The 19,826-nt window shown below is 47.7% G+C and carries 16 protein-coding genes; 5 read left to right on the forward strand and 11 right to left on the reverse strand.

Annotated features, from left to right (window positions below; translation table 11 throughout):
* Positions 1–247: 247 nt before the first annotated feature.
* From J7E21_RS08245 to J7E21_RS16275, 8 genes are all read right to left on the reverse strand, one after another.
* Positions 248–1,735 (reverse strand): glutamate synthase subunit beta, encoded by a 1,488-nt coding sequence (locus J7E21_RS08245; protein WP_215106512.1) that lies wholly within the window; start codon positions 1,733–1,735, stop codon positions 248–250.
* Positions 1,736–1,797: 62 nt separating this feature from the next.
* Positions 1,798–6,381: a glutamate synthase large subunit gene (gltB, locus tag J7E21_RS08250; RefSeq protein ID WP_215106514.1), complete on the reverse strand. Its 4,584-nt coding sequence runs from the start codon at positions 6,379–6,381 to the stop codon at positions 1,798–1,800.
* Positions 6,382–6,882: 501 nt separating this feature from the next.
* A complete protein-coding gene (recQ, locus tag J7E21_RS08255) occupies positions 6,883–8,658 on the reverse strand; it encodes a DNA helicase RecQ (protein ID WP_215106516.1) in 1,776 nt (591 codons plus the stop codon).
* 158 nt (positions 8,659–8,816) lie between these two features.
* A complete protein-coding gene (locus J7E21_RS16540; RefSeq protein ID WP_353047751.1) occupies positions 8,817–8,918 on the reverse strand; it encodes a DUF4334 domain-containing protein in 102 nt (33 codons plus the stop codon).
* A gap of 102 nt (positions 8,919–9,020) precedes the next feature.
* Positions 9,021–9,521 carry a hypothetical protein gene (locus tag J7E21_RS08260; protein WP_215106518.1) on the reverse strand — a complete coding sequence of 167 codons (501 nt, stop codon included), beginning with the start codon at positions 9,519–9,521 and terminating at the stop codon, positions 9,021–9,023.
* Between the two features lie 142 nt (positions 9,522–9,663).
* Positions 9,664–10,017 (reverse strand): helix-turn-helix domain-containing protein, encoded by a 354-nt coding sequence (locus tag J7E21_RS08265; RefSeq protein ID WP_215106520.1) that lies wholly within the window; start codon positions 10,015–10,017, stop codon positions 9,664–9,666.
* Between the two features lie 182 nt (positions 10,018–10,199).
* Positions 10,200–10,400 (reverse strand): pentapeptide repeat-containing protein, encoded by a 201-nt coding sequence (locus J7E21_RS16545; RefSeq protein ID WP_353047752.1) that lies wholly within the window; start codon positions 10,398–10,400, stop codon positions 10,200–10,202.
* Positions 10,369–10,686, reverse strand: a complete 318-nt coding sequence (locus J7E21_RS16275; protein WP_353047753.1) for a pentapeptide repeat-containing protein — start codon at positions 10,684–10,686, stop codon at positions 10,369–10,371. The genes J7E21_RS16545 and J7E21_RS16275 overlap by 32 nt, the downstream gene beginning before the upstream one ends.
* A 259-nt stretch (positions 10,687–10,945) precedes the next feature.
* On the opposite strand from J7E21_RS16275, the gene J7E21_RS08275 reads away from it, so the two are divergent.
* The 4 genes from J7E21_RS08275 to J7E21_RS08290 all read left to right on the forward strand — a co-directional run bounded on the left by J7E21_RS08275 (position 10,946) and on the right by J7E21_RS08290 (position 14,512).
* On the forward strand, positions 10,946–11,641 hold the full coding sequence (locus J7E21_RS08275) for a DUF1538 domain-containing protein (protein WP_215106522.1): 696 nt from the start codon (positions 10,946–10,948) through the stop codon (positions 11,639–11,641).
* Complete coding sequence (locus J7E21_RS08280; protein WP_215106524.1) at positions 11,638–12,381, forward strand: DUF1538 domain-containing protein; 744 nt, start codon at positions 11,638–11,640, stop codon at positions 12,379–12,381. The genes J7E21_RS08275 and J7E21_RS08280 overlap by 4 nt, the downstream gene beginning before the upstream one ends.
* Positions 12,365–13,057 (forward strand): P-II family nitrogen regulator, encoded by a 693-nt coding sequence (locus tag J7E21_RS08285; protein WP_215106526.1) that lies wholly within the window; start codon positions 12,365–12,367, stop codon positions 13,055–13,057. The genes J7E21_RS08280 and J7E21_RS08285 overlap by 17 nt, the downstream gene beginning before the upstream one ends.
* Before the next feature lie 303 nt (positions 13,058–13,360).
* A complete protein-coding gene (locus tag J7E21_RS08290; RefSeq protein WP_251047907.1) occupies positions 13,361–14,512 on the forward strand; it encodes a CDP-glycerol glycerophosphotransferase family protein in 1,152 nt (383 codons plus the stop codon).
* Between the two features lie 109 nt (positions 14,513–14,621).
* On the opposite strand, the gene J7E21_RS08295 is transcribed toward J7E21_RS08290, so the two are convergent.
* Positions 14,622–15,377, reverse strand: a complete 756-nt coding sequence (locus tag J7E21_RS08295; RefSeq protein WP_215106530.1) for an exodeoxyribonuclease III — start codon at positions 15,375–15,377, stop codon at positions 14,622–14,624.
* A gap of 172 nt (positions 15,378–15,549) precedes the next feature.
* On the opposite strand from J7E21_RS08295, the gene J7E21_RS08300 reads away from it, so the two are divergent.
* Complete coding sequence (locus tag J7E21_RS08300) at positions 15,550–16,827, forward strand: MFS transporter (RefSeq protein WP_215106532.1); 1,278 nt, start codon at positions 15,550–15,552, stop codon at positions 16,825–16,827.
* 49 nt (positions 16,828–16,876) lie between these two features.
* On the opposite strand, the gene J7E21_RS08305 is transcribed toward J7E21_RS08300, so the two are convergent.
* Positions 16,877–17,638, reverse strand: a complete 762-nt coding sequence (locus J7E21_RS08305; protein ID WP_215106534.1) for a YkuS family protein — start codon at positions 17,636–17,638, stop codon at positions 16,877–16,879.
* A gap of 968 nt (positions 17,639–18,606) precedes the next feature.
* Positions 18,607–19,731, reverse strand: coding sequence for an ABC transporter ATP-binding protein (locus tag J7E21_RS08310; RefSeq protein ID WP_215106536.1), 1,125 nt, complete (start codon positions 19,729–19,731; stop codon positions 18,607–18,609).
* Positions 19,732–19,826 lie beyond the last annotated feature (95 nt).

A 19,826-nucleotide genomic window follows, 5' to 3' on the forward strand; every position in this document is an offset into this window, starting at 1 on the left:
AGTTTTTATGCTTTCGCCCTTTCCATAAGCGGCCGATAGTCCTACACTAACTATTATATACACGTTAGGACTTTTGCACAATATACTCTGAAAAAATTTACATAAAATAAATAATTTAAAAATTATAAATAAATCAAATTATTAGTTATTAATTGTATTTTACAGTGAATTAGGAAAAAACTTCTAAATATTAAAAGATCCCAGTGGTTTTGAAACCACCGGGATCTTTCCATTTATATCCAAATATTTAAGGCAGGACTGTACTTCCCATCAAATAACGGTCGCATTCTCTTGCTGCTTCACGGCCTTCGTTGATTGCCCAGACGATCAAGCTCTGTCCTCTGCGCATATCACCCGCTGCAAAAATGCCTTCGACATTCGTGCGGTAATCGCCGTATTCGGCTTTCACGCGTGAATTGGCATCCGTCTCCACATTCAATTGGTCGATGAGCAGTTGCTCCGGTCCGCTGAAGCCGATGGCGATCAAGATAAGATCCGCTTTCCAAACTTTTTCCGTACCCGGAATTTCTTCACGGATGCGGTTGCCTTGCTCGTCGATTTTCAGTTTGACGTTGACGGTATGGACTTCTTTCACTTGTCCGTTTTCATCGCCGACAAACTTCTTCGTCATGACGGCATACGCTCGCGGATCGTCGCCGAAAGTCGCGGCCGCTTCCTTATGGCCGTATTCCACGCTGTGGACTTTCGGATATTGCGGCCATGGGTTGCCTTTTTCATCGCGGATTGCGCCTTTTTTATCATAGACGTCGAATTGCACGAGGCTCTTGCAGCCGTGGCGGACAGACGTAGCGAGACAATCCGTCCCGGTGTCGCCGCCGCCGATGACGATGACGTTTTTACCTTCAGCTGAGATGTAATTGCCGTCTTCGAAATCGGAATCAAGTAAACTTTTTGCGCTGGCATGCAGGAAGTCCATCGCGAAATGAACTCCTTCCAGATCGCGCCCTTCCACATCGATGTTGCGGTGGACGGTCGCCCCTGTGCACATGATGACGGAATCGAAATCATCACGCAGTTTCGTCGCCGAGTAGTTTTTGCCGACTTCCACATTGGTGACGAATGTGATACCTTCTTGCTCTAAAATTTTAATGCGGCGCATGACCATGTCATACGACAGTTTCATCTCAGGAATGCCGTAAGTCAACAAGCCGCCGACACGGTCGCTTTTTTCGAAGACGGTGATGGTGTGCCCCGCTTTGTTCAGTTGAGCCGCCGCAGCTAGTCCCGCAGGACCCGACCCGACGACCGCCACTTTTTTGCCGGTGCGGTGTTTTGGCGGTTCCGGAACAACCCAGCCTTCCGCAAAGCCGCGTTCGATAATCGAACGTTCGACAGTCCGAATGGCAACAGGCGGTTCGTTAATTCCCAGTACACAAGCCCCTTCACAAGGAGCGGGACATGCGACGCCCGTAAATTCCGGGAAGTTGTTCTTCAGATGTTCGCGGTGCAACGCTTCTTTCCACTGCCCGCGGTAGACGAGATCATTCCACTCCGGAATCAGGTGATTGACCGGGCAGCCGGTCGTGCCGTTATCCAGTTCCATTGCTGTCTGGCAAGTCGGGACGCCGCAATCCATGCAACGAGCCCCTTGCGTTTGTACTTCCTGCTCGGAAAGCGGGACTGTGTAATCGCTCCAGTCATGTGTCCGCGTCGCAGGGTCGCGCTCTTTAATTGTCTGTCGGTCATATTCCATAAATCCGGTTATCTTCCCCATCGTTTCCCTCCAGTTCGCATATTTTCAAAACATGTCTCGATGAAAACGGCCTTGTCCGGCAGTTACTTGCCGGCAGACGCCATTTTGCTTTCTTCGAATGCCGCCATTTCGGCATCAAATTTCCCCATGCCGCTGTCTTGCAGCTTGCTGATGCGTTCATTCATTTTCAAATAAGCTTTTGGAATGACACGGATGAATTTCGCCGAGATAATATCCCAGTGGTCCAAGACACGCTGGCCGTTCAAGCTTCCTGTATAATGGACATGATTTTCGATCATTTCTTTCAATTCAGCAATTTCATTTGGCTCGGCGAGCGGCTGCATGTGCACCATTTCAGCGTTGCAACGCGAGCTGAATGTTTCATCTTCATCGAGAACATAAGCGACACCGCCTGACATGCCCGCTGCAAAGTTTTTGCCGGTATCGCCAAGAATGACGACACGTCCGCCGGTCATATACTCGCAGCCGTGGTCTCCGACGCCTTCGACGACGATTTTTGCGCCGCTGTTACGGACCGCGAAACGTTCGCCCGCCATGCCGTGGATGTAAGCTTCCCCGGAAGACGCCCCGTAGAATGAAACATTGCCGATGATGATGTTCTTCTCCGGCAAGAATGTCGAATCCGGTGCAGGTACGACGATGATTTTCCCGCCCGATAAGCCTTTTCCGACAAAGTCGTTGGAATCCCCGATCAACCGGAGCGTCATGCCTTTTGGTATAAAAGCGCCGAAGCTTTGGCCGGCAGAACCTTGAAAGTTCAATGTGACCGTGTCTTCCGGCAAGCCTTCCGCCCCGTATTTCCGGGTGATGGCGCTGCCGATGATCGTTCCGGTTGCGCGGTGGATATTGCGGATTGCGGTCGACACTTCGACAGGCTCCCCTGTTTCGATCGCATTGCTGCAGCGCGGCAGGAGTTCCTGCACATCCAATGTATACTTCAAGCCATGATCTTGTTTAATCGTTGCATAGCGGCCGACTTTCTCAGGCAATTCCGGTTGGTAAAGAAGCGCAGACAAATCAAGGCCTTCCGCTTTCCAATGCTTAATCGCTTTGTTCGTTTCGAGCACATCGGTGCGACCAATCATTTCATTGACTGAACGGAACCCGAGCTCCGCCATCAATTCGCGCGTTTCCATTGCGATAAAGCGCATGAAGTTCGCGACATGATCCGCCTCGCCCGCATATTTCTTGCGCAGTTCCGGATTTTGTGTGGCGATTCCTACTGGGCATGTATCCAAATGGCAGACGCGCATCATGACACAACCAAGAACGACGAGCGGCGCTGTCGAGAAGCCGTATTCTTCCGCCCCTAAAAGTGCAGCGGTGACGACATCGCGGCCGGCCATCATCTTGCCGTCTGTTTCGACGACGATGCGGTCGCGCAGGCCATTTAATAGAAGTGTCTGGTGCGTTTCCGCAAGACCGATTTCCCAAGGCAAGCCGGTATGTTTCAAGCTGGTTTTCGGCGCAGCTCCAGTGCCGCCGTCATAGCCGCTGATCAACACGAGATCCGCACGGCCTTTCGCAACACCTGCTGCGATTGTGCCGACGCCGACTGCCGAAACGAGCTTAACGCTGATGCGTGCGCGCGGGTTGGCGTTTTTCAAGTTGAAAATCAGCTCCGCTAAATCTTCGATCGAGTAAATATCATGGTGCGGAGGCGGTGAAATCAATTCGACGCCAGTCGTCGAACCACGCACTTCCGCAATCCACGGATACACTTTTTTACCTGGCAAATGGCCGCCTTCTCCAGGCTTGGCCCCTTGCGCGACTTTGATCTGGATTTCGTCGGCATTGACCAAATAATGGCTGGTAACACCGAAACGGCCGGAAGCGATTTGTTTGATGGCACTTCTGCGGTTGTCCCCGTTTTCATCCAGCGTAAAGCGGTCAGGTTCTTCCCCGCCTTCACCGGAGTTGCTCTGTCCGCCGATTTTATTCATCGCAATCGCTAAAGCTTCGTGTGCTTCTTTGCTGATAGCTCCATAAGACATGGCGCCCGTCTTAAAGCGTGCACAAATTTCTTCGACCGACTCGACTTCTTCAATCGGAACCGGCGCGCGATCTTTGAATTTCAGCAAGCCGCGCAATGATTGGAGGTTGCCTTTTTCATCCGTCAAGAGTTTTGAATACTTGCGGAATGTATCGTAATTATTTGTCCGGCACGCTTGCTGAAGCGTATGGATCGTCATTGGGTTGTACTGGTGATCCTCTCCGTTTTCACGGTATTGATACTCATCTCCTGCTTCAAGTGCTGCGTCGGATCCTTCACGCACCGGATAAGCGGTTTCATGACGCATTAACACTTCCTTCGCAATAATATCCAGCCCGATGCCGCCAATCCGAGAGGATGTACGAGTAAAGTATTTGTCGATCACATCCATATGAATCCCGAGCGCTTCGAAAATCTGGGCTCCCCGGTAACTCTGAATGGTAGATATTCCCATTTTAGACAAAATTTTAATAATGCCATCTGTTACAGCATCCACGTAGCTCGCTTCGGCTTTTTCAGCTGTCATGCCGTGGATATCGTCTGTCTCCACCAAATCTTCAATGGTTTCAAACGCCAGATAGGGATTGATGCCTTCTGCACCGTAGCCGATTAGCATCGCAAAATGATGCACTTCGCGCGGTTCAGCGGACTCCAGCAATATGCTCGTGCGCGGGCGCGTTCCTTGGCGGATCAGATGGTGGTGAAGGCCGGATACTGCAAGGAGTGCCGGAATTGCCGCATATTCGCGGTTAATGCCACGGTCAGAAAGGATGATGAGCGTTGCGCCTTTTTCAATGGCAGCATCTGCTTCCGCAAACACTGCTTCCAACCGCGCTTCCATCGCCTGAGCGCCTCCATTTGCTTCAAAGAGAATCGGCAAGGTCACTGATTTAAACTCTGGCAAGTTTTGCTGACGCAATCGCTCAAGTTCTACGTTCAAGAGAATCGGTGTCTCAAGACGGATATGGCGAGCGCTCTCTGCTGTCGGCTGCACCAAATTGCCTTCTGCACCGATGGTTGTTCTTGCTGCCGTGATGAGTTGTTCACGAATCGCATCGATTGCTGGATTGGTAACTTGTGCAAATAATTGTTTGAAATAATTATATAAAAGCTGAGGTTTTTTTGACAGGACCGCAAGTGGTGAATCGTAGCCCATCGAACCGACAGGATCTTTTCCGTCGGACGCCAGCGGCTTGATGATTTTCTGGACTTCTTCCTGCGTGTAACCGAAAGCGAGCTGCAGCTGCAGCAAAGCTTCTTCTTTTTCGTGCACTACAGCTTTGGGTTCCGGCAAATCAGCCAAATCGAGCAAATTATCTTTTACCCAATCTTTATAAGGCAGTTCGGAAGCAATCTGCATTTTGATTTCTTCATCCGGCACGATTTTGCCGGCTTCAAGGTCGATCAACAACATCTTCCCTGGGCGCAGGCGATCTTTGTAGACAATGTCATCGGAGAAGATATCGAGTGCCCCGACTTCAGAACCGAGTACGATCATGCCGCTTTTTGTAATGTAATAGCGCGCCGGGCGTAAGCCGTTGCGGTCAAGGCATGCTGCGATTTGCCGGCCATCTGTGAACACCAGCGCCGCAGGGCCGTCCCATGGCTCCATGAGCGTACTGTGGTATTCATAGAAATCACGCTTTTTCTTATCGATCGATTTGTCGTTGACCCACGGTTCCGGCACCATCATCATCGCCGTATGCGCCAGTGAACGTCCTGACAGATGAAGAAATTCGAAGCAATTGTCGAACATGGACGAGTCGCTTCCTGTTTCGTCGATGACCGGTAGCACTTTTTCCAAGTCGCTTTCACTAAAATACGGTGAACTGCAAGCAGCCTGACGTGCACGCATCCAGTTGACGTTTCCACGCAATGTATTGAATTCACCGTTGTGGATAGAGTAACGGTTCGGGTGGGAACGCTGCCAGCTCGGGAAGGTGTTCGTACTGAAGCGGGAGTGGACAAGTGCCAAAGCCGATTTGAATTCGGGGTGGTTGAGGTCGATGTAGAAGGAGTCCAGTTGTTCTGGGATCAACATGCCTTTGTAGACAATCGTCCCCGCAGACAAGCTGCTGAAATAAACATCCTTGAACTCTTCCACGCCCACCATCTCCTGCTCGATGCGCTTGCGGATAATATATAGCCGGCGCTCGAGATCCATGCGCGTCTCCAAGTCTTTTGACGCGCCGATGAAAATCTGGCGAATGACCGGTTTGGTTTTTGCTGCCACTTTCCCGACAAACGAATCGTTGATTGGAACCGGACGCCAGCCGAGTGACTCTTGGCCTTCCTCCTTGACGATTCGCTGGATGACATCTTTCGCTTTAATGCGCAGGTCGTAATCTTGCGGCATGAAAATCATTCCGATGCCGTATCGTCCTTCTTCAGGAAGTGCGATGTCTTCCTTTTCACATTGCTTCAGGAAAAAACGGTGCGGAATCTGTGTTAGAATCCCCGCGCCATCTCCTGTGCTCGTATCGGATGATTGACCGCCGCGATGCTCTAAATTACAAAGGATGTTCACCGCGTTCTGCACGATGCTATGAGATTTTCTGCCGTCTATATTAGCAATCATCCCAATACCGCAAGCTTCATGCTCTTGGTCAGGATGATACAGTCCTTGTGCGACCGGATACTCTTTCTTACTCAATAAAACCGCCTCCTCTAACACGATAATTTGTCATAATATTATGATAGTATATCATATAATTGAATATATATACAATTGCATTTTGTGAAATATTTAGCAAGTGCTTGAAGATTCATTGAAAATCCAGTGATTTACCATGAAAACGCTTTCAGTTAATAATCGGCGGAGTTTTCTTTCTATTCGTCATTTGTGTATATTGATACAGTAATTTATACAGAATACTGGTGCACACGGTTTTGTTGCGCTCCTTATAATAGGCGGAGTCTAGTATTTCCCTGACGTTGAGATTCTGAAAACCAGCCGCTTGCCCACCTCTTACGCAGCTCTAGCGGGATGATGATAAAAATTAAAGACAAGATTTTTCAAAAAAAAAAAAAAAAGACCGCAGAAAACTGAATCGTTTTCTGCGGTCTTTTGAGCGGCATTGTAATCTTCATGATTTATCCAATTCCTTATGCCTCATTGAATGAGGCAAATGAATCGGATAGAGTCACTGAATTGCTACAAATTATTCACAGTTTCATGCACACGGATCGCTTCAAGAAATTTCTCTCCGTATTTCTCCAATTTGTTCGCACCGACCCCGCTGACTTCTAGGAAAGCCTCTTCGTCTTTCGGTTTGCGCGCGACCATATCCTGCAAGCTTTTATCGGAAAAAATGACAAACGGCGGTACGCCCACTTGGTCCGCTAACGCTTTACGCACAATACGCAACTCTTCGAACAATGGATCGTTGGCGGAGATTTGTTTCGTCACCACGGCACCTTTTCTGAGCACACGGCGTTTTCCAAGCAAAACGTCCCGGCCGCCATCAGGCACATAAATGGTCGGGAAGCTTCCTTGTTCGACCGCCAACAGTTCCTGTGAAATCATAAATTCAATCAGATTCGATACTTCTTTTGAATTCATGTGCTTCAGCACGCCGTAAGTCGATAATTTATCGAACCTGAACTCCAGCACTTTTTTATTACGCGAGCCGGTCAGCACTTGGGCAGTCATCATTTTACCGAATTTCTGCCCCATACGGATGACGCATGACAGCACTTTTTGGACATCTTCAGTCACGTCCTGGCTTTCTCGCTCGTCGACGCAATTGCCGCAATGGCCACAAACAGCGGCACTGCCGTCACCAAAATACTGGATGATGAATTGCTGAAGGCAGTTTTCTGTATGGCAATAGTCGACCATTCCCTGGAGCTTCTTCAACTCCCCCGGAATCCGCGACGGGTCTTGCGCCTGATCGATCAAGAAGCGCTGCGTCTGTACATCCTGCGACGCATAAAGCACGATGCATTCACTCGGCAATCCGTCGCGTCCGGCGCGTCCCGCTTCCTGATAATAGCTTTCCATGTTTTTCGGCAGCTGATAGTGGATGACGTAGCGGATATTGGATTTGTCGATACCCATTCCGAAGGCGTTTGTTGCCACCATCACCGTCACTTCATCGTTCAAAAAACGCTCTTGTCCGAGGCGCCGCTCTTCGTCGGGCATGCCAGCGTGGTATTTTGCCGCCTTGACGCCCCGCTTGATGAGCGACTCATAAACCGAATCGACGGTTTTTCGTGTAGCCGCGTAAATGATTCCCGCTTCTTTGTCATTTTTCTGGACATAATCACGGATAAAGCGTTCCCGGTCCTGTCCTTGAATGACGGAAAAGCTTAAATTCGCTCTTTCAAAACCCGTGATGACCGTATTTTCTTCCTTAATATCCAATATGCGGCAAATATCTTCTCGCACTTGAGGCGTCGCCGTCGCTGTCAGCGCAAGCACAGTCGGATGATCCGGAAAAATCTCCAGCATCCGGCTGATCAAGCGGTAACTCGGCCGGAAATCATGGCCCCACTGCGAAATGCAATGTGCTTCATCGACCGCAATCAGCGGAACCTTAACGCCTTGAAGGCCGTCCAAAAACATTTCCGAATCGAGGCGCTCAGGCGCGATATACAATAGCTTCACGATGCCCATCTGGACTTCGTGAAGAATCTCGCGGACTTCGTAAACATCGAGCGAACTATTGATGGCAGCCGCCGGAATCCCTGCGGCCTGCAGAGTGTCGACTTGGTCTTTCATAAGGGAGATCAGCGGAGACACAACAATCGTCGTCCCTTCCATAGCCAGTGCAGGAATCTGGTAGCACATCGACTTCCCGCCGCCTGTCGGCATGACGCAAATCGTATTTTTCCCTTCGAATACTTGCGTGATGGCCTGTTCCTGGCCGGTCCGGAAGCTGTCATATCCGAAATGCGACTGTAGTAATTTTCTTGCTTCTTCCAACACCTTTAAACACTCCCCATACTCTTATACTATGAACGTAGCTTACCATAATTGGAGGGCCTTTTCTTTTCTGGCACACGAAAAGCCACCCAGGAAACTGATTGTTTCTCCGGGTGGCTGAAAAGGCCTTTCTTATAAAAATCGAAAAGATGACATCGACCTTACGGGTAGACCCTCGCCAATAGGAAAAAATACGGTTGCAGCATTCCTTTCCAGTCCATCAGGCCTAAAACAACATCATTGTTCACTTTTTCTTCTTTCATCTGCTGCTCGGTTTCTCGCTGAAAAGCGATGTGGAGTTTCCCCTTGCCTCTAAAGTTGCTATATATAGTTTGTCCTAGCTACAGCAACCACAATAACAAGGCTTATGCGAACCACCATTCTTTGCGGTCCATTTCCTCAGCAAAGGATGCATATTGGGACAATTCTTCTTCCAACACCTTTTGACTTCGGGCAAGCATCCGCTCACGGGCTTTTTTCCGCTTGAAACGCCGCCCGTACACTGCTTGCACTTCGTCGTAAGAGTCTTTCAACTCTCGAAAGCTCACCGCAATCTCACCGTCAACATCTGACAGCAAAGACGCAAGCATCCCGACCTTCCCATATAACTCAGCCACCGTATAGCGCTCCCGGTCCTTAAATAAAATCCCTGCCACGATCGACGCCGGCAATTCCTCATCGACTCCACGTGCCAGATCCGTCAATAGTTCCAGCATGATGCGCCGGTTACTCGCAAGAGACAGAACATAAAAAACATGGGGTATTTGATCAATAGGCGTTTCTGCAATATATTCATCAATTTGGCTAATTAAATCTTCTGCCTTTAAATGGTCGATGAGAATACCTAAGCGATAAGTTTCGTACATAATATATCTCCTCAAATCCTCACCGCCAATTCTTTGTTGTTTCTCTATATTTTGACAGATTATTCTGTCAAAAACAATTCATCATTTCTTATTCACGCAAAAAACCTCTCTTCAGAAGACTGAAAAGAGGGACTAGATTTTATTAAGTTGCCATGCCGTAGCTGCCCATGCGGCGCTTTACTTGAATAAAAGAAGCTGCTTCAGCAAGTTCCGCTTCGTTCAATGGCTTATCGTCCAACATGATCGTATATTCATTCAGGAAATTCGTATTTTGAAGGTCCAGGTTGATCATGTGATCGTCGCGGTCCAATAGGCTGTCTACAGAGATTTCAAAAAAATCGGCGAGGCGTTCCAAATGCACCACAGAAACTTGTTTTTTGCCGCTTTCATATGCCCACACGGTACTTTTCGCGAAACCGAGACGATCTGCTAGTTCTTCCGGGGAAAGGCTTCTGGCTTCTCTCAAGTCTTTTATTTTTTTGCTTAATTGTTTCATTATATAGCTCCTACTCCTTTTAGTATGTTTCTAATAATTTTAAATATACTGCAATTAAAGTGAATGAGCAATCATTTAATGGATAATTTTTTAAAATAGAATGAATATTTAGTGAACAGAATCTATTTTATATAATAATTGGAATATTTTAAGGTTAAAAGGTACACTTATTTCATATTTACTCACTCGACAATGATTAATCCCAATTTGCGTGCAAAAAACAGTGCCTGATCAGTGGATACTTTGCACCCCGCAAGCAAATCCGTTGTCAATTGCAAGTCCTCGAACCTGCTTGAACTTAAATCGGTTTGCTTGAGCGAAGTGCCCGTAAAGTTCGCGCCATCCAATTCACTATTCGGAAACTTGCTGCCCTTCAGCTCCACTTCTATAGAAGGCTGTCTCCCGGAGTATGCTTTCTTCAAAGGAAACTTCGTTCAAATGCGAAAACCCAAACACCGAATAATTGAGGCGGCATCCGACAAACCGCGTGTAGCGGATTGTGCTTTCTGTAAAATCCGTCCCAAGCAAGCGGCAGTTCACAAAATGCGTCCGGTGAAATACGCTGCGGCTGAAGTCCACATTCGATAAATCGCAATTGATGAATACAACATCTGCGAATTCACTGCATGACCAATCTCCGTCTGAAAAGCGGATATTGTCGAATTTCACCTGATCAAAATGAACTTTCTCCGCAGGTAATTATTCCTCGGCCAACCGACAGTCATGGACATATCCATCATCTAGTGATTCAATAAAAGAAAATAGTTCAAGTTTTGGGGGCAGCATCGGTTCGGTTTTTTTCTCTTTCTTCATCTCTATTCCTCCTTGCTGCGCATGAGCTTGTTCTATCTTAACGAGAAAAAGAATTTTTTCCCATCCGTCACTAGTTTATGCACCAGACCAAATTCTGCCGAAAAGGAGATGCTTCATGGACAATGTAAAACACACCTTCAAGGAAGTCACATCTGCCATCCTTCCGGTTACAGCCGTCGTGATTTTATTGCAGATTTTCTTCATCCGGCTCCCGCTCGAAGCCTTATTGCAATTTTTGATCGGCGTCGTCTTCGTCGGTACCGGCTTCTTTCTTTTTCTGCTCGGGGTTAATGCAGGCTTGCTTCCGATCGGTGAAATGATCGGCAAGAAACTGCCGCTCACCCGAAAGCCATGGCTAATCATCGGGACTGGCCTTTTACTCGGCCTTGTCGTTACAGTCGCAGAACCGGATGTGCGCGTACTCGCCAATCAGATCGACCAAGTTTCGGGTGGCGCTATTTCGACAAACGTCCTTATCCTATCGGTCTCCATCGGCCTGGCCATTTTTGTCGGTCTGTCCATGGTCCGGACGCTTTTCAGCATTCCGATCCATTATATGCTCATTGGCGGCTACACGATTGTGTTCCTATTATCCTTTTTCGTACCTGAGTCGTTCATCCCCATATCTTTTGATGCCGGGGGCGTCACGACTGGCCCGATGGCAGTGCCGTTCATCTTAGCACTTGGAATCGGCGTCGCTTCGGTCCTTCGTTCCGATAAGCCGAGCAGTGGCGAAGGCTTCGGCTTGATCGGCCTCGCTTCGATCGGCCCAATCATTGCGGTGATGATCTTGGGGGTGCTGTACCGATGAATCTGTATATTTTCCAAGGTTTCGGGGGCATATTGCTCGAAGTCAGCATGGCCTTGCTTCCGCTCATCCTGTTTTTCGGCGTATTTCAATTGTTTATGCTCAAACTGCCTAAAGAAAGGGTCCTTCAGACTGCTCTCGGTTTTGTTCTCACCTTTTTCGGACTGGCTTTCTTCCTGCAAGGCGTACACATCGGCTTTATGCCATTCGGTGAATTGATGGGAGCAGAACTTGGGGAATGGAATCAGCGCTGGGCCATCATCCCAATCGGTTTCGTTCTTGGTTTCGTGGCAACTTTCGCAGAACCCGCCGTCCGCATCATGAATGATGAAGTTGACCGGGAAACCGGCGGGTATATTTCCGCCAAAATCATGCTCTACACTCTTTCTACAGGAGTCGGCTTATCCATCGCATTATCGATGGTGCGCATTTTGACCGGCTGGTCGATTTGGTATTTCATCGTGCCCGGCTATTTGATTGCACTTATCCTGATTTTCTTTTCCACGCGCACGTTTATCGCCATCGCCTTCGATTCAGGAGGTGTCGCAACCGGGCCAATGACGGTCACTTTCATCGTCTCTGTGGCAGTCGGCATCGCTTCGGTCATCGAAGGGCGGGATCCGCTCATCGACGGCTTCGGCATGATTGCACTCGTTGCATTGACCCCGATCATCGCCGTTCTAACACTCGGCTTACTCTTTAACCGAAAGGCAGGGAAACCAGATCATGAACCTGAATCATAGACTGATGATTGCTATCGTCAAACGCGGGGCATCCCGCGACATTATTGCTGCCGCTAAAAAAGCGGGCGCGGACGGTGCCACTGTTCTGTATGCAGAAGGAATCGGCCGCAATGAAAAAACTACTTTTTTCGGCCTTCCTGCAACACATGAAAAAGACGTGGTTTTCATCGCGGTCGATGGGGAAATCGAGTTCGCCGTAGCTGACGCTGTCAGCGATGCCGGAAAGCTCGGGATATCGGGACACGGCCTCGGCTTTACGATACACTTGAGCCAATTGCTTGGCGTACCCCACCTGAACGACCGTGAAGACGACCGAAAAAAGATGCGAGGAGTGGAAAAAATGGCAGAACCGAAAGATTTCCAATTGATTGTGACCATCGTAAATTCCGGTGATTCAGAACTCGTCGTGAAAGCCGCTTCTAAAGCTGGCGCGGAAGGCGGCACCATCCTGAATGGCCGCGGCACGGGCGTAAATGAACAAAAGAAATTCATGAACTTTTCAATCGATCCCGAAAAGGACATCGTGCTGACGCTTGTTCCGACCAGTTTCGCTGAAAAAGTCGTCGACAGCATTGAACAAGCCGTTGACCTGAACGCTCCTGGTAAAGGCATCGCCTTTTTGATCGATGTGGAAAACGTATTCGGAGTGAATCATTCTTCATTGAATAATTGTTGAATAAAAGCGCTGATCTTTTACAAGGTCAGCGCTTTTATGCGTTAAATATAAATCCGGTAAGCTTTAAATGCTGGCTGGATTAAATAATCAATAGTGTTCTGCCTTGTGGCCTGGTTTGCTTTCACTGCATTTCATTTCCTTCATTTTAGCTTTCAAATCAACGGCTGTCCTAACTACTGGCCGTTACACTTCCTCTTGCATTAGACAAATCCCTCTGGATATGGAAAACTAGAACGTAATAGATTATAGAAAGCAGGGCTAGAAATGAGCGTTACCTTGAAAGAGAAAAGGAGATGGGACCCTTTGAAAGTTTTTCTAAAAGTATCCGCGGCATACTTACTCTCCCGATTTTACCGAAACTCAAAAGGACCGAAAATCGCTTTAGTTGGGGGGAATCTTGGAGAGAAATATGAAGATAATGCTTCTGTCTTCCATAGATACCTGGTCAATAACCATGCTGGCCAAGTGACCGCTTATTGGATGTATGACCCTTCGACCGACTACGCAAAAAATGGGGAGATCCCCAATGCCGTTGCGCTTGGCAGCTTCCGTAATTATTTGTTGTTCTTCCGTGCAGACTATACGTTCCACAGCCACTCGCTGCTTTATGACATCGTACCTTCTGCCGACAAATTTTTAAATTTAAACCGGCGGACTGTCATTACGCACGTCAGCCACGGAATCGAAGGCTTCAAAAAGATCCTCATCCAAAAAGAAGACATTCCGCTCCTCAAACGGACGGATTATTTCAATTGCGCTTCACAGTATGAATACGAACTGAAGCGCGATAAATGGGAAATCCCTGAAGAGAAACTGATCATCACTGGTTTCCCCCGCTTTGACCGCTACCCGCCGAATCAGCAGCCTCCGAAAGAGATGAAGCGCATCCTTATGATGATGACATGGCGTGAATGGCTGTTTGATTTATCTAAGGAAGCGTTTCTTGAAAGCAATTATTTCCGCAGCACAATCGGCCTGCTTCAACACGCCGGCATACGGCAGCTATTGAAATCCAACGACATCCATCTGCAGATTGCGCTACACCCTTTCATGAAGCGTTTTGAAGAGCATTTCTTCCCGCTCGCCGACCAGGATTACGGCATCGAATTCCTGGACTTCAATCACACATCCATTGAACGCTCCATCGAAGAAAACGATATGCTTTTGACAGACATCACGAGCGTCTCCTGGGACTTTCTTTATTTGAATAAACCAATCATCTTTTTCATGTTCGACCAGCAGGAATATACCGAAAGACGCGGTTCCTACCTCGACCTCGACACAGATTTATACGGTTACAAAGCTGCAGAAGTCGAAGATGTGTACAACAAGCTTTCCTATATAGTCGACCATAATATCACGCATAATGAGTGGCATGAAAAGGCTCATGATTACATCGATTATTTTGACCAGAACAATTGCAAACGCCTGGCACAACGCGTGATGGGCGTCTGAATGTTTCACGTGAAACTTGTATGAGACGAAAAAACGGTATGAGCTGATTCCAGCGCTCATACCGTTTTTTGTTCAATTGCTAATTTTGAATAACTGCATAATTTACTGATTAGCGAACCAAATGCAATTCAACCGGACAATGATCGGATCCGTAAATATTCGTATGGATCGAAGCGCTTTGCATACGTTCGATCAGCCGGTTTGACGCGATAAAATAATCGATCCGCCAGCCGACGTTCTTTTCCCGGCAATTCGACCGATACGACCACCATGAATAATGGCCGCTTTCTTCCGGATGAAAATGGCGGAATGTATCGACAAAACCGCTATCGAGAAAATCACCCATCTTTCCTCGCTCCTCTGGCGTAAAACCGGAATTTTTACGGTTCGCTTTCGGGTTTTTCAAATCAATTTCCTGATGGGCGACATTCAAATCCCCGCATAAGATAACCGGCTTCGTGCGGTCCAATTCCTGAACATACGAAAGCAAGCGGTCTTCCCACAGCAATCGGTACGCAAGACGCAACAGTCCGTGCTGGGAGTTCGGCGTATAAATATTGACGACATAGAATCCAGGAAACTCCAAAGTGATGAGCCGCCCTTCCGCATCGTGCTCTTCAAGCCCTACCCCGTAGTCCACGCTTAACGGACGCTCTTTCGTGAAAATCGCGGTACCCGAATAGCCTTTCTTTTCAGCATAATTCCAATAGCTATAATATCCCGGAAGATCCAATTCAATCTGGCCTTTCTGCAATTTGATTTCCTGTAAACAGAAAATGTCGGCATCGATCGTTTCAAAAAAATCCATAAACCCTTTTTTCACGACAGCCCGAAGGCCGTTGACATTCCATGACACCAATTTCATAATCCGCACCCGCTTTCCGTTATAGTGTAGCGAACTCCAAGCGCCCCGACAAATGCTTTGCAAAAATACCTGCTGATTAATTTTTGTAAAATTCAGTAAATCCACAGGAAAAACTGTCTTTTTCGGAGGCCCATCTTGTACAATAGACTTACCAAAAAGGGGGCTCTGGGCTATGGCGAAGTATACAAAAATGGAAAAGAGCTGGGCTCTTTATGATTGGGGCAATTCCGCTTACTCCATCATCATCACAACGGCAGTATTTCCGCTCTTTTATAAAGCAGCGGCAACAAACGCGGGCATCGAACTGGCGGATTCGACTGCTTATCTAGGTTATACCATTGCCATTTTCACGTTCACCCTGGCAATGATCGGCCCAATCCTCGGCACCATCGCCGATTATGAAGGCATGAAAAAACGCTTTTTTACTGCATTCTTCCTACTTGGCACTATTTCTACAGCGATGCTCGCTTTTGTTCCGGAAGGTGAGTGGCTCTGGCTGTTGATCTGCTATACATTTGCCGCGCTCGGAGCGACAGGGGCGAACTTGTTTTACGACGCCTTCATTGTCGATGTCACCACCAGCAAGCGGATGAACCGTGTTTCGGCATTCGGTTACGGCCTCGGCTATATTGGCTCAACCATTCCGTTTGCGCTGGCCATCCTCATCATTCTGTTGTCCCAAAACGGGGTATTGCCGCTTTCTGTTACCAACGCGAGCCGCCTTGCGTTCCTGATCACCGCTGCATGGTGGATTGTTTTTACCACACCTATGCTTCGCCACGTCAAGCCGCTGCATTTCATCGAACGCGAAGCAAAGCCAGTAGCCCAGAGCTTCCGGCGTCTCGGCAAAACCATCCGCGAAATTAGGCAGTACCGTGCCTTGCTGTTGTTTCTGATCGCCTACTTCTTTTACATTGATGGAGTTGGCACCATCATTGCCTTGTCGACCGCATACGGCACAGATCTGGGCTTAAGTGCCACGAGCTTGCTGATCGTGTTGTTCGCTACACAAGTGGTCGCAGCCCCTTTTGCCATTCTTTATGGCAGGCTGGCCGACCGGTTTACAGGAAAAAAAATGCTTTATGTTGGCATTATCGTCTACATCTTCGTCTGCATTTATGCGTTCTTTATCGAAACCATTTTTGACTTCTGGATTCTCGCGATGTTAGTCGCCTCCAGCCAAGGCGGCATTCAAGCGCTGAGCCGCTCTTATTTCGGCAAGTTGGTGCCAAAACAAAACGCCAATGAATTTTTCGGCTTCTACAATATTTTCGGTAAGTTCGCCGCAATTTCCGGTCCCCTGCTTGTCGGCGTCACAGCGCAAGTGACAGGGAACACCAGCATGGGCGTCTTAAGTTTAGTTGTTCTCTTCGTCATCGGATTTGTCGTTCTCATATTCGTTCCTGAACCCGAGCCACATGACCCGATCGATGAAATCGCAGCTGAATAACTGCAAAAAAAGCCTCCTGCATATGCAGGAGGCTTTTTAGTAGAGTAACTTAGTTATTTTTTTTAGCTGCATCAGATGGTTCAACTTTAATCTTACCGCCTGAATTTTTATCGAGGGATGATTCGCCGAATTCCACGACATCTACGCCTCCGCTAGCATCTTTTTCGGCTTTTTTGATTTCTTTTTCTACTTTTTCCTCAGCTTTGTCGTGCTCTTTTTGTGCTTTTTCTTCTTTTTTCTCTTCTTTTTCGATTGCTTTTTCATGTTGCTTCTCTTCTTTTTCAATTTCTTTTTCTTGCTTTTCCAATTCTTTCTCTTCTTTTTTCTCTTCGTGCTTCGCTTTCAATTCATCAGCCTTTTCTTTTGCCTGATCAATGGAACCGCTCATTTTTTCAGTGGAATCTGCAGTTTTTTCTTTTAATTGCTCCTGTAGTTCCTTACCGCTCTTCGGCGCAAGCAATAATCCAGCAGCCGCCCCGACCAAAGCACCCGTCACTGCTCCGGCGATAAAGCTTCCAGCACCGCCTGAATCGGATTCATGCTCGCCCGCCATTGGCGCAGGCGATTGAATTTTGCCTTGGCGCACTAGGCGCTCTTCCACTTCTTCTACGATTTCAAATAATGTAAGGCCTCTTGCTCCCACTAGAGATACACTCATATGGAAATCCGTCAGATCTTCTTGGTCACGGACGACTATAACGTCGTAATCTGGCGCATCTGTCTTATTCTCGAGCATTTCTGCATTATACCCTTTTTGAACTAACGCATCGCGTACTGATGTAAATGGATGTTCCACTGCAATTCTCACCATTCTGTGTCCACTCCTTTTTTTGAAAACTCTATGTTAACTTGTCTTCCCTAATTCCGTCTCCCTAAACTTATCAACACCGAACTCACCCCGATTTTTTCAAATTTCCCAGCGATTTGGCGGAAAAAGTAGAGCTGTTATTCGTATTGGGGAGTAATTTAGAATTCTTGTGCGGCAAAGTTTGTCTGTTCGTTTTTAGTTTCACCCACCTATCCGTCGCCTCACTTAGGGTCCCGCTCCCATATTGAGCCAGAAAGAACACCTGTCTCAATACTTCGCTTCACCTGCGAGCACTAGGTGGCTATTATATTTCATTGGGTTGAATGACTGGAATTTCTGTGTGAAAATATGACGCTGGTTTTTTGGGGCATCATGAATGGATTCGCCGCCTCGCTTTGGGTTGGCCTCTTGCAGTGAGCGCAAGGCGGCTTTTTGATTTCATTGGTCGTAGTAAGTTAAATAATAACTGCTTCTGTAACATTCATCCGCTGTTGGGGAAATCGCTTCCTTAGTTGGACATCCTGAACAGAAAACTGACTTAGCTCATTCAGTGCAAGGTGAAAAAAACGATCAACACCTCGAAATCTAGAGACGGAGCGAATGAATAAGTGAAGGGCTACTGAACTTATTCATTTGCGACACATCTGCTTGCAGATGTGTCGCAGGCTTTTGTACTTTGTCACCTTGGTTCGACGCCCGCCCCCGGCAAGCGTGCCCCTGAAGCGCAGTCTGATATCGCAAATTATGTAGGCAAGAACAGTCAGGGACCTCTTTTCTAACTTATTAGTTTGAGAGATTTAAAGACACGATCACCCGCTCTCAATCTAAAGCGGCAGTTGAAGCGCAGTCTCATAGCGCAAGCTATTCAAACACAAAAACTTAGCGTCCGTCTGCACCACAATAACAATAACTTCCCTATCAAAAAACACTCGGATAGGTTAACTTTCTAACCGATCCAGGTGTCGATAATGTTAGACTGTCACTTCCGCACGCTCGACCGCTTTGATGCGCTCGCCAGTTTCAGCATCGAAGAAATGCACATGCGCCATATCAAATGCCAGCGTCGCTTGGTGACCTGCTTCGATCGACGTCATCGCATCGACACGGGCAATAAAATCCTGATCCTCATAAACCGCATGGAGGATCGTCTCTGCACCGGTCAGCTCCGACACCATAACCGTCGCCTCAAACTCACTTACTGGAATGCCTGACAAGTCTTCGTTGTTGACGTGAATATGCTCCGGACGAATACCAAGCGTCGCCGCCTTACCGTCATAACCTTCCGCTTTTAGCACTTCCAATAATTCCGCCGGCACTGCAATCTGTTTTTTTTTGATGACAAACGAATTCCCCTCAAGCTTGCCTTCAAAGAAGTTCATCGCCGGGGAGCCGATAAAACCGCCGACAAAACGGTTGTCCGGAAAATCGTAAACTTGCTTCGGCGTTCCGACTTGCTGGATCAAGCCGTCTTTCATGACGACAATGCGGGAAGCCATCGTCATCGCTTCCGTCTGGTCATGCGTCACGTAAATGGTCGTCGTTTTCAAACGGTTGTGCAACTTCGAAATTTCTGCCCGCATTTGCACACGTAATTTTGCGTCCAAGTTCGACAAAGGCTCATCCATCAGGAAGACTTTCGCATCGCGCACAATCGCACGCCCAAGTGCTACACGCTGGCGCTGTCCACCTGAGAGCGCTTTCGGTTTTCTGTTTAAATACTCTTCCAAGCCAAGAATTGCCGCAGCTTCATCAACGCGACGCTTGATTTCCGGCTTTTTGAACTTTCGCAACTTCAAGCCGAATGCCATATTTTCATAAACAGTCATGTGCGGGTAAAGTGCATAGTTTTGGAAGACCATGGCGATGTCGCGCTCTTTCGGCTGGACATCGTTCATTCGCTTGTCATCGATGAAAAATTCGCCTTCTGAAATTTCTTCAAGGCCGGCAATCATTCGGAGAGTCGTCGATTTTCCGCAGCCCGATGGCCCGACAAAAACGATAAACTCTTTATTTTTGATGTGCAAATTGAAATCGCTGACGGCAAGAGCACCGTCATCGTATCTCTTGCCTAAATGATCTATTTTAATTTCTGCCATGATTCATTCTCCTCTAAAGCATTTTCTTTTATTATAGAGAATTTGCAGTAAATTACAAATATACATTAGACAGGCTTCTCTCGTAACTAAACCAG

This window comes from Planococcus sp. ISL-109 (assembly GCF_018613655.1).
Lineage (GTDB): Bacteria > Bacillota > Bacilli > Bacillales_A > Planococcaceae > Planococcus.